The sequence below is a fragment of the Bradyrhizobium sp. STM 3843 genome (assembly GCF_000239815.1).
Classification (GTDB): Bacteria; Pseudomonadota; Alphaproteobacteria; order Rhizobiales; family Xanthobacteraceae; genus Bradyrhizobium.
The window spans coordinates 1-14865 of the sequence record NZ_CAFK01000341.1 but is presented as its reverse complement, the minus strand read 5'-3'; the positions used below and the strand labels follow the sequence as shown (position 1 = coordinate 14865).

Annotated in this window: 15 protein-coding genes; 11 read left to right on the top strand and 4 right to left on the bottom strand. The window is 65.8% G+C overall.

Features of this window, described 5'->3' with window-relative positions:
• Nucleotides 1-21 precede the first annotated feature (21 nt).
• The 4 genes from BRAS3843_RS37360 to BRAS3843_RS37345 all read left to right on the top strand — a co-directional run bounded on the left by BRAS3843_RS37360 (nt 22) and on the right by BRAS3843_RS37345 (nt 3371).
• A complete protein-coding gene (locus tag BRAS3843_RS37360) occupies nt 22-963 on the top strand; it encodes a LysR family transcriptional regulator (RefSeq protein WP_008974486.1) in 942 nt (313 codons plus the stop codon).
• A gap of 34 nt (nt 964-997) precedes the next feature.
• Nucleotides 998-2689 carry a SulP family inorganic anion transporter gene (locus BRAS3843_RS37355; protein WP_008974485.1) on the top strand — a complete coding sequence of 564 codons (1692 nt, stop codon included), beginning with the start codon at nt 998-1000 and terminating at the stop codon, nt 2687-2689.
• Nucleotides 2690-2808: 119 nt separating this feature from the next.
• A complete protein-coding gene (locus BRAS3843_RS37350; protein WP_008974484.1) occupies nt 2809-3096 on the top strand; it encodes a hypothetical protein in 288 nt (95 codons plus the stop codon).
• A gap of 38 nt (nt 3097-3134) precedes the next feature.
• On the top strand, nt 3135-3371 hold the full coding sequence (locus BRAS3843_RS37345) for a hypothetical protein (protein WP_008974483.1): 237 nt from the start codon (nt 3135-3137) through the stop codon (nt 3369-3371).
• Between the two features lie 240 nt (nt 3372-3611).
• Here BRAS3843_RS37345 and BRAS3843_RS37340 read toward each other — a convergent pair whose 3' ends face one another.
• A complete protein-coding gene (locus BRAS3843_RS37340) occupies nt 3612-5033 on the bottom strand; it encodes an FAD-linked oxidase C-terminal domain-containing protein (RefSeq protein WP_008974482.1) in 1422 nt (473 codons plus the stop codon).
• Nucleotides 5034-5106: 73 nt separating this feature from the next.
• Between BRAS3843_RS37340 and BRAS3843_RS37335 the strand changes: the two genes are divergently transcribed.
• Nucleotides 5107-5619 (top strand): thioesterase family protein, encoded by a 513-nt coding sequence (locus BRAS3843_RS37335; RefSeq protein WP_244425565.1) that lies wholly within the window; start codon nt 5107-5109, stop codon nt 5617-5619.
• Nucleotides 5620-5627: 8 nt separating this feature from the next.
• Here the strand turns inward: BRAS3843_RS37335 and BRAS3843_RS37330 are convergent, their stop codons facing one another.
• Nucleotides 5628-7166 (bottom strand): helix-turn-helix domain-containing protein, encoded by a 1539-nt coding sequence (locus BRAS3843_RS37330; protein WP_008974480.1) that lies wholly within the window; start codon nt 7164-7166, stop codon nt 5628-5630.
• A gap of 310 nt (nt 7167-7476) precedes the next feature.
• Here BRAS3843_RS37330 and BRAS3843_RS37325 point away from each other — a divergent pair, with 310 nt between their 5' ends.
• Nucleotides 7477-8316: a class I SAM-dependent methyltransferase gene (locus tag BRAS3843_RS37325; RefSeq protein ID WP_008974479.1), complete on the top strand. Its 840-nt coding sequence runs from the start codon at nt 7477-7479 to the stop codon at nt 8314-8316.
• 109 nt (nt 8317-8425) lie between these two features.
• Here BRAS3843_RS37325 and BRAS3843_RS37320 read toward each other — a convergent pair whose 3' ends face one another.
• The gene (locus BRAS3843_RS37320; RefSeq protein WP_008974478.1) at nt 8426-9925 is read right to left on the bottom strand and encodes an amidase; all 1500 of its coding nucleotides are present in this window, start codon (nt 9923-9925) and stop codon (nt 8426-8428) included.
• A gap of 343 nt (nt 9926-10268) precedes the next feature.
• On the opposite strand from BRAS3843_RS37320, the gene BRAS3843_RS37315 reads away from it, so the two are divergent.
• Genes BRAS3843_RS37315 through BRAS3843_RS37300 form a run of 4 tightly spaced genes read left to right on the top strand, consistent with a single transcriptional unit; the run spans nt 10269 to nt 13385 of the window.
• Entirely contained in the window at nt 10269-11072 is an 804-nt protein-coding gene (locus BRAS3843_RS37315) for a roadblock/LC7 domain-containing protein (RefSeq protein ID WP_008974477.1), read from the top strand.
• A 56-nt stretch (nt 11073-11128) separates the two neighbouring features.
• Nucleotides 11129-11890, top strand: coding sequence for an MBL fold metallo-hydrolase (locus BRAS3843_RS37310; RefSeq protein WP_008974476.1), 762 nt, complete (start codon nt 11129-11131; stop codon nt 11888-11890).
• Between the two features lie 59 nt (nt 11891-11949).
• Nucleotides 11950-12744, top strand: coding sequence for an OmpA family protein (locus BRAS3843_RS37305; RefSeq protein ID WP_050886601.1), 795 nt, complete (start codon nt 11950-11952; stop codon nt 12742-12744).
• Complete coding sequence (locus tag BRAS3843_RS37300) at nt 12741-13385, top strand: hypothetical protein (RefSeq protein ID WP_035984105.1); 645 nt, start codon at nt 12741-12743, stop codon at nt 13383-13385. The genes BRAS3843_RS37305 and BRAS3843_RS37300 overlap by 4 nt, the downstream gene beginning before the upstream one ends.
• Nucleotides 13386-13518: 133 nt before the next feature.
• On the opposite strand, the gene BRAS3843_RS40175 is transcribed toward BRAS3843_RS37300, so the two are convergent.
• Nucleotides 13519-13692 (bottom strand): DUF1328 domain-containing protein, encoded by a 174-nt coding sequence (locus BRAS3843_RS40175; protein WP_008974473.1) that lies wholly within the window; start codon nt 13690-13692, stop codon nt 13519-13521.
• 291 nt (nt 13693-13983) lie between these two features.
• On the opposite strand from BRAS3843_RS40175, the gene BRAS3843_RS37290 reads away from it, so the two are divergent.
• Nucleotides 13984-14865, top strand: an 882-nt coding sequence (locus BRAS3843_RS37290) for a UvrD-helicase domain-containing protein (RefSeq protein WP_035984103.1), incomplete at its 3' end; no start/stop codon positions are given.

Sequence of the window (14865 nt, the reverse complement as noted above, 5' to 3'; positions counted from 1 at the left end):
ACTCCCAGAGTGAGATGAGCGATGCTCGACCGCCTGACCGGGCTCGAGGTGATGTCCAAGATCGCCGGCACCGGCAGCCTTTCGGCCGCCGCGCGGACGCTCGGGATATCGCAGACCATGGTGACCAAGCATCTGGCCGCGCTGGAGAGCCGGCTCGGCACCAAGCTGTTCCACCGCACCACGCGGCGTCTTGCCATCACCGACGACGGCCGGCGGTATCTTGAGCTCGCCGAGCGGGTGCTCGGTGATTTCGAGGCGGCCGAGGCCGCGGTCGCGGCCGACCGCGTCGAGCCGCGCGGACTGTTGCGGCTCAACGTGCCGCTGGTGTTCGGCGTCCGCCAGATCGCGCCGCGGCTGGCCGAATTCGCCCGCCTCCATCCGGGCGTCACCGTCGATCTCGGCCTCAACGATCGTCTCGTCGATCTGGCGGAAGAAGGTTGGGATCTCGCCATCCGCATCGGGACGTTGCGCGATTCCAGCCTGATCGCGCGCCGGCTTGCGCCGTGCCGCATGGTGATCTGTGCCGCTCCCGCCTATCTCGCCGCGCATGGCACGCCGCGCAGCTCGGCCGAGCTCGCAGAGCACAATTGTCTCGGCTACACGCTGGCGCAGGCGGGCGCCGGACGCTGGCGCATGGGCAGCGGCAACGCTGGCGTCGAGGTCACCGTCAGCGGCAATCTGCGCGCCAATAATGGCGACGCGCTGCTGGCGGCAGCCATCGCCGGCCAGGGCATCATCTATCAGCCGACCTTCATCGTCGCCGACGCGCTCCGGAGCGGAGAACTGGTGCCGATCAGGCTGGAGCTGCCGACCTCCGATGTCCTGGCGGTGCATGCCGTGTATCTGCCGGATCGCTCGCCTTCGGCGAAGGTCCGCGCCTTCATCGATTTCCTCGCCGGCGCCTTCGCGCCGGAGCCGCCATGGGATCGCGGGCTGGGATCGCGGGCTTGCCTGATCGGATAAATCGTCTTTCTCTGGCGCGACAGGAGATGCCGCGATGATCCGACCCGCATCGGACGCCAACACCAGACACTGGCCGCTGCTGCGCTCGCTACAGGGCTGGCGTTTGAGCGCCCTGCCCGCCGACCTCGTGGCAGGCCTCACCCTGACGGCGATCGCGATCCCCGAGCAGATGGCGACTGCCAAGCTCGGCGGCTTCGCGCCCGAAATCGGCTTCTTCGCCTTCATCGCGGGATCGCTTGGCTTCGCACTGTTCGGCGCCAACCGCTTTTTGTCATGCGGCGCGGATTCCACCATCACGCCGATCTTCGCCGGCGGACTGGCCCTGCTCGCAACCAGCGGCACGCCGGACTATTCGGCGCTGGCGGCGGCGCTCGCTTTGCTGGTCGGCGTGATGCTGGCCTGCGCCGGCACTTTCAAGCTCGGCGGCATCGCCAATCTGTTGTCGGTGCCGGTGACGATCGGGTTTCTCGCCGGCATCGCGATCCACATCATCGTGTCGCAATTGCCGGGTGTGCTCGGTATCGCCTCGCCTGGCGGACCGACGGTGGCGCGCATCGCCACGCTGGCGCGGCATGTCGCGGAGGCCAATCCGTACACGCTCATGATCGGCTTCGGCGTGCTCGCGATCGTCGCGCTATCCGAGACCATCAGCGCGCGGATTCCCGGCGCGCTGATCGCGCTTGTGGCCGCTACCCTGCTGGGAATCTCGGCCGGGCTGGAGACCAAGGGCGTGCCCGTGGTCGGCGCGCTGTCCGGCACGCTGCCGACGCCGCAGCTTCCCGACATCGCACCCGAGCGCTGGGTGAAGCTGGTGCCGTTGGCCTTTCTGATCGCGATCATCGTGATGATGCAGTCGGCCGCGACCTCGCGCGGCTTTCCGTCCAATCCCGACCAGCCCGCCGACATCGATCGCGATTTCGTCGGCGCCGGTGCCGGCAGCCTGCTCGCCGGCATCATCGGCGCGTTCCCGGTCAATGCCAGCCCGCCGCGCACCGGCATCGTCGCCGAGACCGGCGGACAATCGCAACTGTCGAGCCTCGTCGCGGCGGCTCTGGTGCTCGCCCTGATCTCGTTCGGCGCAGGCCTGCTCAAGCACGTGCCGGAGGCGGCGCTGGCCGGCGTGCTCCTGTTCGTGGCGCTGCGCATCATCCGCCTTGCGCAGATCGTGCGCATCTACCGTCAGTCCAAGGGCGAGTTCCTGCTGATCATCGCCACTGCGGCCGCGATCATCCTGCTGCCGATCGAACAGGGCGTCGCGCTCGGCATCGCATTGTCGCTGCTGCACGGCATCTGGAGCACGACGCGCGCGCATCTGGTTCCTTTCGAGCGCGTGCCAGACACGACGATCTGGTGGCCGGCACATCCCAGCATCAAGGGCGAAAGCTCGGCTGGCGTGGCCGTCGTCGGCTTCCAGGCGCCGCTCAGTTTCCTCAATGCGACGACGTTTCGCGCCGATATCCAGGGGGTGCTGCAAGACAGCCGCCTGCGGCTGTTGGTGCTGGAAGCAAACAGCATTCCCGAGATCGACTTCACCGCGGCACAGGCACTGCTCGATATCATCAAGATTTGCAGGGAGCGCGGCATCAGCTTCGCGGTGGCACGGCTGGAATCCTTGCGTGCGCAGGAGGCGTTCGAACGGTTCGGCCTCTATGAGGTGCTGCCGCGCGAGCATGTCTTCCACAGCGTCCATGAAGCGGTGCGCAAGCTTGCGCCAGCTGCGGGCTGATACAAAACGTTGCAAACACCGGCTGCCCGCGACACATCGCGGCAAAATTCGCAGGCGACCTTTCGCCATCTCGCGTCCGTGCGCTGCGACGGACGCTTCAACCGAAAGGATCGCTCAAGATGCGAAAGCTGCTTCTCTCGATTGCGCTTGCCGCAACCGCCGCCTTGGCGGGATCGGCGGCGCAAGCCTTCACGCTGCCCGCACAGCCGAGCGCGACCGAGGACAACATCGTGCGCGTCGCCGGCGGCTGCGGCCTCGGCTGGCATCGTGGACCCTGGGGCGGCTGCCGGCCGAACTACTACTATGGGGCCGGCTATGCCTATGTCGGGCCGGGCTACTACCACCCCGCCGGCGCCTGCTTCTGGCGCGTCACACCCTATGGGCGGCGCTGGGTCTGCGCTTGGTGAGCACGATGCAACTGACAAACATGCACATGAGGTTTCCAATGCGCCGGTCTATCTTCGTCATCGCCGCGCTCGCCGCCGGCATGGTGGCCTCCACCGCAAATGCTCAGGACGCGACGTTGCGGCAGGCCTGCGGCGCCGACGTGCGCACGCTGTGCGCCGGCATCATGCCCGGCGGCGGCCGCATCAAGCAGTGCATGGTCGAGAAGTTCGATCAGCTCTCGGACGGCTGCAAGGCCGCGCTGAAGGACAAGCAGGCGCTGCAGGGGAGCAAGTGAGCAATCGCGTGCTGCGGCAATCCCGCTCCTAGTCTCTCCGCTTGCGGCAGCGCTATCGCACATGGGGTTTGCGGGGCTGCCAGGGTGCCTCCTCTTCGTCATGGCCGGGCTTGTCCCGGCCATCCACGTCTTTCCAACTGCGGAAAGAAAGACGTGGATGCGCGGGACAAGCCCGCGCATGACGGAGTAAAACAAGTTGAATCCTGTGCTTCCGCCGCCGCAGCTTGCGACAATCGCGCATCACGCCGCCGGCACGATCTTCCCTGGGTTGAAGATGTTCTGCGGATCGAGCGCCTTCTTCACCGCGCGCATGGCGTCGAGCGCCTCAGGTCCCAGCTCGGCTTCGAGATATTTCTGCTTGCCCTGGCCGATGCCGTGCTCGCCGGTGCAGGTGCCGCCCATGGCTTGGGCGCGCTCCACCAGCCGGTGCATGAACTCCTCACCGCGCGCCATCTCCTCGGCATCGTCGAGATCGCACATCAAGGAGCAGTGGAAATTGCCGTCGCCGACATGGCCGACGATCGGCGAGGTCAGGTTGAGCCGTTTCAGATCCTCTTCGGTCTCGGTCACGCAATCGGCCAGCCGCGAGATCGGCACGCAGACATCGGTCGCGACCACGCCGGCGCCCGGACGGATTGCCTTCACCGACCAATAGGCGTCGTGCCGCGCCTGCCACAGCTTGGTGCGATCCTCAGGCTTGGTGGTCCAGGTGAATTCGCCGCCACCGCACTCCGCTGCGATCTCGGCGAAATTCCTGGACTGCTCGGCGACCTCGGCCTCGCTGCCGTGGAATTCGAGCAGCAGCAGGGGCGTCTCTGGCAGGCTCAGCTTCGAATAGGCGTTGCAGGCTTGCACCTGCGCGGCATTCAGGAGTTCGATGCGCGCCACCGGAATGCCGGTCTGGATTGCGAGGATAGTGGCCTGGCAGGCGCCGCGCACGGTCTCGAACGAGCACGCCGCTGCGGCGATGGTCTCGGGGATGCCGCGCAGCCGGATCGTCAGCTCAGCGATGATGCCGAGCGTGCCCTCGGCGCCGATGAAAAGGTGGGTGAGATCGTAGCCGGCGGCGGACTTCTTGGCGCGGGTGCCGGTCTTGATGATCTCGCCGTCGCCGCGAACCACCTTCAGCGCCAGCACGTTCTCGCGGATGGTGCCGTAGCGCACCGCATTGGTGCCGGACGCGCGGGTCGAGGCCATGCCGCCGAGCGAAGCGTCGGCGCCGGGGTCGATCGGGAAGAACAGGCCCTGGTCGCGCAAGTATTCGTTCAGCGCCTTGCGGGTGACGCCGGGCTGGATCACGCAGTCGAGATCCTCGGCATGCACCTCCAGCACCTTGTTCATGTCGCGCAGATCGATACAGATGCCGCCGGCTGGCGCGTTGACCTGCCCCTCCAGCGAGGTGCCGGTTCCGAACGGAATGATCGGCACGCCATGCTTGGCGCAGATCCGCACCACGTCCTGAATGTCGGCGGTCTCCTGCGCCAGCACCACGCCATCCGGCGGCTGCGTCGGCAGCCAGGTCGTGGTATGGCCGTGCTGCTCGCGCACGGCCTGCGAGGTGATGAGCCGGTTGCCGAAGCGCGCCGCAAGCTGCTCCAGCGTGCTCTTGAGCGCCTGCGGCTCCGGCCGCTTCAGATCGTGATGGGGTATCGTGGTCGCCACTTTAATCCTCCCAATTCGCGGCGGACGGTGGCAAAGGATCACCAGAGGGTCAAGGGAGCAAACGGAAGAGCGAATGAGCGATCTTGGAATGCCTACCAACGCCGAAGCTGGTCCACGCCCGTTCCTGTCCTCGGTGATGCAGATCGAGCCGCAATGGATCGACTATAACGGCCATCTCAACATGGCCTATTACAATGTCATGTTCGATCGCGCGATCGATCAGCTCTGGGCCGCGCTCGGCATCGGCCCCGCCTATATGAAGGAGCGGCAGGGCTCGACCTTCACCGCGGAATGCCACGTGCGCTATTTGCGGGAAATCCATTTGGGCGATCCGGTGCAGATCTCGGTCTGGCTGATCGCTGCCGATGAAAAGCGGCTGCATACCTTCGAGGAACTGCGCCACGCCACCGACGGCTGGCTGTCGGCGACCTCGGAGAACATGTCCGTCCATATCGACATGACCAAGCGCAAGGTCGCGCCGTTTCCCGACGACATCCAGGCGCACATCCAACAGATGGTGCGCGAACACGCGCAATTGCAGCACCCCTACGGGCTCGGCCGAAGCATCAGCATGCCGGTGAAATAACGTCGGTCTCACGCCGGCAGGCCGGCCTCCGACAACGCCTCCACCACCAGGCTGCGGTAGGAATGCGGGAGCGGCGGCATGCCGCCCTCGACCTCTGAGATCGTCAGCTCCGGATAATGCGCGCGCAGCGCCTGCATGCTGTGTCCGGCCTCGGTGCGCTGGCCTGCAAGCATATAGGCCGGACACATGGTTCGATGCACCCACAGTGCCGAGGGATGTTCCAGCAACCCGCGCCGGTGCCAACGCGCCGCTTCATCATAATGTCCTGCCGCGAAATGCGCGCAACCGATCCCGACCATGCTGTTGAAGGCGAGCTGATCCTGCGGCGCAAGGTCGAGCGCGATCAAAAATCGTTCGATCGCGGATGCTGAATCGCCCCGATACACGTCGAGCCAGCCGCTGCGGCTCCAGGCCCATGCCGAGCCGCCATCGATCGCCAGCGCCCTGCGGATCACCTGATCGGCGTCGGCGACTTCGTGCAACAAGGTCAGCGCACTGCCAAGCACGCACAGCACGGTCGGGTCCGCCCATTGCGCGCCCACCTGGCGTGCGAGCGCAAGGCCTTGCGCCCGATCCGCCGCCGCATTCGACGAAAAGTGGTAGATGACGCGCTGGGCATGCCCCCAGGCCGCAAGCGCTGTCGCAAGCCCATGCTCGGTCTCCACATCCAGCGCCCTGTGCAACAAGTCGAGCCCGCGCGCATTGCCTTCGGCATCCAGCGACAGCACGCCGGGAAGCGCGCGCAAGGCGAGATCATGCGCCGTCAGCTCGGCCTCTGGCGTGCGCGCCGCGCGCTCGATCTCGGCCAGCCGCAGTTGCGGCTGCAGGGCGGCCGCGACACGCATCGCCATTCGCTCATAGCCTTCGGCGTCGTGCTGCAGCACGCCGTCGATCCGCTGCGCCCATAGCACACGACCGGTGGTCTGATCGACTAGCCGAAGCACGAGACGCATATCGGCTGCGTCGTGGCGGAGCACGGCATGCATGCGGTAGCGGGCGGCACCGGCGCGCGAGACGACCGCAAGCCCGGATCGCGTCAGGGCGGCCGTGAGGTCCTCCGAAATACTTGTCGCGAGGTCGTCGTGCTCGGCCCCTGCTTCGATGGGGGTGAAGGCCAGAGTGGGCCGATCCTGCGCCGGCATCACAACGGCCGGCCTGGCAGCGAGCTGCGCGGCAAGCACGGTTTGCCGCTTCAACGTCTGCGACGGCGTCTCACCATAGCGGCGGCGATACGCGACGGCAAAGCGACCGTAATGTGCGAAGCCACAGCGCAACGCGACATCCATCACCTTGAGGTCGGGATCACCGTGTAGCAGCTCGCCACGGGCGCGCTCGAACCCGAGCTCGCGCAACACAGCCTGCGGCGGCTTGCCCAAACAGGCGATGAACTGCCGCTGCAGCGTCCGCGGTGAGACCCCGGCGATATCAGCGAGATCCGCAAGACACCATCGACGGCCGAGATCGGCGCCCATGGCCTGCAATGCGCGGCGCACACCGCGCGGCAGCGGCCTAGTCGAAAGCGGCTCGTCGCCTCTTAATGGAACCATGCAACGATCTCCGATGCACTCTCAATATGTCGCCGGCTGCATCGAAAAAGTTCGCGATCCGGATAGCCGTGTCGCGATCTGGATAGCGCTCCTATTCTTTTGTCGCTTAGCTCCCGCCCATGTTCAACGGACGAGGACCAATTATGGCTGTTCTAACAACAATGTTACACGGCCTCGGCGCGCATTGGCGCCATGCTCAGGACCGAATTCTGGATCTGCTCGGCGAACGGATCCAGAGAAAAAGCCTGCAGATCGAAGCCGCGTACAAGGACAAAGCGCGAGCTCGGAACATTTCGACAGGAGCGTCATCATGAATATTTCAGCCGTAACACCAGCCGGCGCGGATCAGCTCGACCTCGGCGCATTGAAGCTGCGCCAGCACAGCGCCTGGTCCTCCGGCGACTACGCCATCGTCGGCACGACCTTGCAGATCGTCGGCGAGACCCTCTGCGAGGCGCTCGATCTCCGCGCGGGGCAAAAGGTGCTCGACGTCGCGGCAGGCAACGGCAATGCCACCCTGGCCGCAGCCCGGCGCTGGTGCAGCGTAGTCTCCACCGACTACGTGCCGGCGCTGCTCGAACGCGGCCGGCTGCGGGCCGCCGCGGACGGCCTCCCGGTCGAATTCAGGGAAGCGGATGCCGAAGCGCTGCCATTCGAGGACGGTGTGTTCGACGTCGTGCTCTCGACCTTCGGCGTCATGTTCACGCCCGACCAGGACCGCGCGGCGGCCGAACTCGCCCGGGTCTGCAAGCGCGGCGGCAAGATTGGCCTGGCCAACTGGACTCCGGACGGCTTCATCGGCCAGGTGTTCAAGACGCTGGGCAGCTATCTGCCGCCACCTGCGGGCGCCAAATCGCCTGCACTGTGGGGCAAGGCGTCCCGTATCGAGGAGATGTTCGGAGCTGAGGCGAGCAGCATCCGCTGCGAGCCGCTGCATTTCGTGTTCCGCTATCGCACGCCGGGACACTTCCTGGACGTCTTCAGGACCTACTACGGGCCGATGCTCAAGGCCTTCGCCGCGCTCGACACGCTCAGGCAGGACGCGCTGCATCGGGATCTGCTGGCGTTGATCGCCAGGCACAATCGCGCAGAAGACGGCACCATGGTGGTCCCGTCGGAATATCTGGAGGTCGTGGTCACCAAGTGGTGAGGAAAGCCTGAGCCCTTCGCCTTTCAGGAGCAGACTGGAGGCCCGTGCTCTCTCGACGATGCAAAGCATCGTCCGGAGACGCATGGCACTACCGCGCCCTCATCGTCTCTCATGCCGACGTCACCCACGCCGGCAGCTTCTCGAACCATGGCTGCGCCTGCTCGAGCTGATGGGCAAGCTGCAACAGTCTGGTCTCGTCGCCCAGCCTCGCAATGAATTGAACGCCGAGCGGCAGGCCGTCTTGCGTCCAGTGCAGCGGCACGCTCATCGCCGGCGTGCCGGTGAGATTGGCCAATTGCGTGAACGGCACATATTGCAGGCTGTCGCGGGCGATGTTGTCGATGGTTCCGTCGAGCAGGCCCGTGCGGCCAAGCAAGCCGAGCAGGCCGATGCGGTCGAGCATATCGAGCAGCGTCTGCTCCGCCGCGCTCGGATCGCCCTGGCCGTGCCGGATCGGCGGATGCGCCAGCGTCGGCGTCAGCAGCAGATCATAACGCGCATGAAAGCGCGCCAGAGCCCGGGCGAACGCATTCCACTTCAACAGCTGCGTGGTCAATGCGCCGGCCGAGATCGCACCGCCGAGTGTGGCCAGCACCCGCGTCAGCAGTTCGAAGTCCTCGCGCTTCGCGCCGCGTTCGCGGCCATACGACACAAGAGCGGCGACCTGGCCGAAATAGATGTGCAGGAAGGATTTCGCCAATTCGGCGCCATCGATCTCGGGCGAGGCTTGCTCGACCTCGTGGCCAAGGCTGCCCAGGAGCGTCGCTGCATGCTCGACCGCCGCCTTGGCCTCGGCATGAACTTCGGTGCCGATCGGTGAGACTGCAGTGAAGCCGATGCGCAAGCGACCCGGCTCCCGCATCATTGCCTGCGCGAACACGACACCAGGCTCCGCGGCGAGAAAGGGATCGCCGGGCTCGGCGCCGGCGATCACATCGAGCGCTGCCGCGGTGTCGCGCACGCTGCGCGAGATCACGCCTTCGCTGGAGGCGCCATACCAATACTCGCCGAATGCCGGCCCGGACGAAATCAGTCCGCGCGACGGCTTCAACCCAAACAGGCCACAGCAGGCGGCGGGAATGCGGATCGAGCCACCGCCGTCATTGCCGGCCGCCATCGGCACCACGCCGGAGGCGACTGCGGCCGCCGCGCCGCCGCTGGAGCCGCCGGGCGTGTGATCGACATTCCAGGGATTGCAGGCGCGGCCAAAGGTCTGCGAATCCGACACCCCCTTCAGCGCGAGCTCGGGCAGATTGGTCTTGCCGAAGATCACCAGCCCGGCCGCGAGATGGCGCTTGACGACGTGGGCATGGTCGGCCGCAACGATGGCCGACAGCGCCTTGCTGCCGTAGCTCGTCGGCAGGCCCGCATAATCCTGCGCGGCGTCCTTGATCAGAAAGGGGACGCCGGTAAACGGCCCCTTGAGCGGCTTTGCGAGTTGCGCGCGCGCCTGGCTCTCCATCATCAGGCAGATCGCGTTGGTCTTTGGCTGCGCCCGCTCGCTTTGACGCAATGCGATCTGCAGCAGCTCCACCGCCGTCGTCTCGCCGCGGGCCACGCATTCGGCGAGCGCGACGGCGTCGCGCTGCACATAGTCCTTGAAATCCACGCGACCTCCCCACCATCGTTTGCTTGGTTGCATCGTACCTTGTCTCGACGACCAACAATGTTGGCGTGCGAGAGAACAGCGCGACACGGCGGCCGCAATCGCCGATCGACACGATCGGTGGTTAGCGACGACTGCCTGCGCGCCAGTGGTATCATCTGATCAGTTTGAGTCGCATCTGCAAATCATGCGCGATGATGCGCTGACATCGGTGAACTCATACCGCGACGCGCTTCGCAGGACGATTGTGATTTTCCTGTGATTTGATTCAGATCATTCGGGCCGAGATGAGGTGCACGCTAGGCTGCACATCAGGTCTGTTGCGTTGAGTAGGATGAGAGTGGCGGTGGGACGCATCGCAAGCCTCTTGAAGAGGTCGCAAAGCTCGCATGACGATCCGCTTGTCGGTCGTGTGACGACGGCCGACTATTTCATTCTGCTGTCGCGGGCGATGGAGAGCCTGCCGGACGCAAGTCCCGAACGCCGCGCCGAGTTCTATCAATCGGCGCGCGATGCACTGATCTCCCAACTCAGTTCAATGACGCCTCCGGTCTCGCGGGCGCGCATCAAGGCTGAGCAGCGCGCGCTCGATGATGCTGTCGAGAGCCTCGAGGCGAGCGCCGCCTCGACCGGCAGCGTCGAATCGAACTCCGACGGCACGCTCATCTCGCCGACCCCGATCGCCATCGCGCCAGATCATTCCACACCAGCCATTGAGCACGACGATATGCAAAAATCTCAGTTTCAATCCATGTTTTCCCCCCGCATCGTCGAGGAGAAGCCGATGTCACGGCTTGATGAAATCAACCGGGTTCTGCGCAAGCTGCAAAGCGACTCCTTCGGCGTCGAGGCTTGCGCGCTGATCTCGGAAGACGGACTGATGATCGCCAGCGTGCTCGCAGCCGACATGGAGGAGACCCGGGTGGCCGGCATGACCGCGACGCTGTTGAGCCTCGGCGGCCGCGCCGCGACGGAGCTCGGCCGCAGCCATCTGCAGGAGGTGATCATCCGCGGCGAGTCCGGCTATGCCATTCTCGTCAGCGCAGGCCGTGGCGCGCTGCTGCTGGCGCTGACCAACGAGAACAGCAAGCTGGGGCTCACCTTCTTCGACATGCGCGAGGCGGTCCGCTCGCTGCAGAAGGTGCTGTAAGCCCGTCCCCATCACCAGAGCCGGCGTCGATCTGCGCCGCGCCGGAGTCCGTCTTCATGGCCAATACCGTCCTCTACGACGATGGCGTTCACAAGAACATTCTGCTCGAGGACTTCAGTGCGGGCGGGTTGGCCGTTCAGGCCAATCAGCATCTGATCATCCACGACCGGGTCGGGATGATCCTGGATCCCGGTGGTCACAAGGTCTACGCCAAGGTGCTCGCCGAAACCTTCAGCGAGCTGTCGGGTGGCCGGCTGAAATATCTGTTCCTCTCGCACCAGGACCCGGACATCGTCGCAGCCATCAACGGCTGGCTGATGACCACCGATGCCGACGCCTACATCTCCTCGCTCTGGACGCGCTTCGTCCCGCATTTCGGCTTCGACCATATCGTCGCCGACCGGCTGAAGCCTATACCGGACGAGGGCATGGTGTTCGACCTCGCCGGCGCGAAGCTCTATGCGCTGCCGGCCCACTTCCTGCACAGCGAAGGCAATTTCCAGCTCTACGATCCAATCTCCAAGATTCTCTACAGCGGCGACCTCGGCGCATCGATCGGCATCGACTACATGGTGGTGCGCGATTTCAAGGCGCATCTGCACTACATGGAAGGGTTCCACCGCCGCTACATGGCCGCCAATCGCGTGATGAAGGCCTGGGCCGATATGGTCCGGCAGCTCGACATCGAGATCATCGCCCCGCAACACGGCGCATTGTTTCCGGATCCGGCCATGTGCCGGCAGTTCATTGACTGGTGCGCGCGTCTGGAATGCGGCGTCGACCTGATCACGCCGACATTCAAGATTCCCGTTGGCTAGCGATGCTGGCCCCTCCTTCCCGAGCGACATCGCCGTCGCCTGACGGGCTGACCCAGCGTGTGCCGTTCCCCCGCCGGCACGCCGGCGGGATCAATCCCTGCGCGGTGGCTGGCGAGGACGCCCCGGCGTGGCTCGCCACGGCCTTTGCGATCGCCGGCACGATGATCGCGGTGGCATCCGCAGAGCTCTGGCTGCAAAGCGCAAGCGGGCCGATCCGAGCCGCCGCGGTCGCGACCATGACGGCCCAGCCGCCGCGCCCGCGTGTCGATCGACCGGCTGAATCGCAGCCTGCGGCGGTGCCGCGCCAGGACAGTCAACCTTCCGAGCGCCCGCAGCCGCCACAACCGGCGGACATCCGTCCCACACCTGCGCTCGCCATGTCAGCGGTCGCGATCGAGCCCCCCAAGCCGCCAGCGGCCTCGCCTGAGGCAAAGACAACCCAAGGTCCGGTCGAGCCGCCTGCCCCCAAGCCGACACCGACGGAATGTTTCCAGCCGCTGACGATCGCCTTCGATCACAACAGTGCCCGGCCGAACCCGAGCGATGTCAGGCGATCGATGGAGGTGCTGCATCGCTGGCTGCCCCGGCATGGCGATGCGACCGTGCTGATCGACGGCCATTCCGACACCACCGGGACCGAGGATTACAATCTGCTGCTCAGCTATGCGCGCGCCAAGGCCGTGGCGAGCGAGCTCAAGCGCGGCGGAGTTCCCGCAAAGCAGATCTCGGTTCGCGCCGCCGGAGCCGGCGAGACGCCGGCCGACGCCAGGAGCGTCGCAGGCGAACGCAGCGCCGTGCTGCGCATCGCCGGCGTGGAGGATTGCGGCCGAATAGAAGCAGCGAAAAAGCCATGACGATCTTTGCCATCGTGAGCGGCCTCGGGGCCGCCATTCTGCTCCTGAGCGCCGGATATCTGTTCGGCGCCCGCAGGGGCGCCATGGCGCGCGACCTGTTGCGCCGGCGGGCGCAACTGCAGGCGGCGAGCCTCGACCAGCTGCGCGAGCAGAGCCGACAGAAGGTGACGGAGCAGGAAGCAAGCCTCCGAACCACGATCCAGGACGTGCTCGCTCCGCTGGTCGAACGCGAGCGCATCTCGCTCGACCTGGCGCAGCTCGCGAGCGAGGCCGGAGAGCGGCGCGAGCTGGTGCCGCTGCTCGACAAGATCGCCGAGGTCGGCCGCTTCGAGACGGTGCTGCTGACCAACGAGGAAGGCTTGCCGCTGGCGGCCAATTCCGCCGCCCATCATCCGGAGCGGCTCGCTGCCGCAGCCACGCGCATGGCGCTGGCGGCGGAGAAGATTGCCGACGCGCATGGCGTCGCGCCGCTCTCGGTGATGCTGCGCGATTCCTCCGATGCCACCACGCTGTGCCGGATCTTCCGCGTGCAGGACCAGAAGCTGATGCTGACGGCGCTGTCCAATGATTCGCGGCTCGCCTCGGTGGCGCTGGATCCCGCGGTGACGAAGATCGAACTGTCACTCGCGACGCCGGCCTGACGCGCGCGAGGCGCCGTCGATCTTCGCAATCGGACCGGCGAGGCCGGGCCATCAGAGCAAAGCAAAGGGCGCGACGCCCCGGCCGAGGCGCCGCGCCCTTCACCCGACCTCATTGTCAGGGGATGAGGTCGTACTACACTCGCCTGCGTCCGCGGGCCACGCCGACCACGGCGGACACCAGGAACAGCACGACGGCAATGAAGAAGATGATCTTGGCGATCTCGATCGAGGCGCCCGCGACGCCGCCGAAGCCGAGGATGCCAGCGATCAATGCGATCACCAGGAAGGTGACAACCCAACCTAACATGACACGACCTCTGTCTTGCGAATCTGTCTCTCGATAGCGGCCTGCAGCGATGAGCGCTTGCGCCGTTGCCAGAACAATCCGCCTCGGGAACATTGGTTCCTGGGTGGAAAACGGCTAAAAATTCGCGGAGAGACGGAACAAAATCGGCCGTCATAGGCCTGGCCCCTTGCAGGCGCCCGCATTTAGGTCTGTAAAACCCGCCGGGTCGGCCCCATATGGCCATCAATCCCTGCTATGAGGCTCCCCTTTGAGGCTTCACGATGCAATCGTGGAGATGAGATTGATTCGCTGATGACCGAGCCGAACAGACTGAGCCCATTTCCCGCACCCGACCACCAGCCGCTCGCCGGCGGTATCGCGGCGCGCGCCCGCGCGGCTGCGACTGGCGGCGCGCGCTATCTCTCAGGCTTGAATCCGGAGCAGCGCGAGGCGGTGGAGACGCTGGATGGCCCGGTGCTGGTGCTGGCGGGCGCCGGCACCGGCAAGACGCGCGTGCTCACCACGCGCATCGCGCATATCCTGAGCACCGGGCGGGCGCGGCCGAGCGAGATCCTGTCGGTGACCTTTACCAACAAGGCCGCGCGCGAGATGAAGTCGCGCCTTGCCGAGATGCTGGGCCAGGCAGTCGAAGGCATGCCGTGGCTCGGCACCTTCCACTCGATCGCCGGCCGCATCCTGCGCAGCCATGCCGAGCTGGTGCAGCTGAAATCCAATTTCACCGTGCTCGACGTCGACGACCAGATCCGGCTGTTGAAGCAGCTGCTGCAGGCCGAGAACATCGACGACAAGCGCTGGCCGGCGCGCATGCTGGCCGGCCTGATCGACGGCTGGAAGAACCGCGGGCTGATGCCGTCGCAGGTGCCCTCGGGCGAAGCCGCCGTGTTCGGCAACGGCAAGGGCGGCAAGCTCTATGCGAGCTATCAGGAGCGGCTGAAGATCCTCAACGCCGCCGATTTCGGCGATCTGCTCTTGGAGAACATCCGGCTGTTTCGTGAGAACCCGGATGTGCTCCGGCAGTATCAGAGCCGCTTCAAGTTCATCCTGGTCGACGAGTACCAGGACACCAACGTCGCGCAATATCTGTGGCTGCGGCTATTGGCGCAGGCGCCGTCAACGGCGCGCGCTCCCACTACGCCCGCCGCCGCCCCCTCTCCCCTTGTGGGAGAGGGTGGA

Excerpts from the sequence above, each read along its gene's own strand:
- BRAS3843_RS37360 (WP_008974486.1), top strand. The coding sequence starts at position 22 with ATGCTCGACCGCCTGACCGGGCTCGAGGTGATGTCCAAGATCGCCGGC.
- BRAS3843_RS37355 (WP_008974485.1), top strand. The coding sequence starts at position 998 with ATGATCCGACCCGCATCGGACGCCAACACCAGACACTGGCCGCTGCTG.
- BRAS3843_RS37350 (WP_008974484.1), top strand. The coding sequence starts at position 2,809 with ATGCGAAAGCTGCTTCTCTCGATTGCGCTTGCCGCAACCGCCGCCTTG.
- BRAS3843_RS37345 (WP_008974483.1), top strand. The coding sequence starts at position 3,135 with ATGCGCCGGTCTATCTTCGTCATCGCCGCGCTCGCCGCCGGCATGGTG.
- BRAS3843_RS37335 (WP_244425565.1), top strand. The coding sequence starts at position 5,107 with ATGAGCGATCTTGGAATGCCTACCAACGCCGAAGCTGGTCCACGCCCG.
- BRAS3843_RS37330 (WP_008974480.1), bottom strand. The coding sequence starts at position 7,166 with ATGGTTCCATTAAGAGGCGACGAGCCGCTTTCGACTAGGCCGCTGCCG.
- BRAS3843_RS37325 (WP_008974479.1), top strand. The coding sequence starts at position 7,477 with ATGAATATTTCAGCCGTAACACCAGCCGGCGCGGATCAGCTCGACCTC.
- BRAS3843_RS37310 (WP_008974476.1), top strand. The coding sequence starts at position 11,129 with ATGGCCAATACCGTCCTCTACGACGATGGCGTTCACAAGAACATTCTG.
- BRAS3843_RS37300 (WP_035984105.1), top strand. The coding sequence starts at position 12,741 with ATGACGATCTTTGCCATCGTGAGCGGCCTCGGGGCCGCCATTCTGCTC.
- BRAS3843_RS40175 (WP_008974473.1), bottom strand. The coding sequence starts at position 13,692 with ATGTTAGGTTGGGTTGTCACCTTCCTGGTGATCGCATTGATCGCTGGC.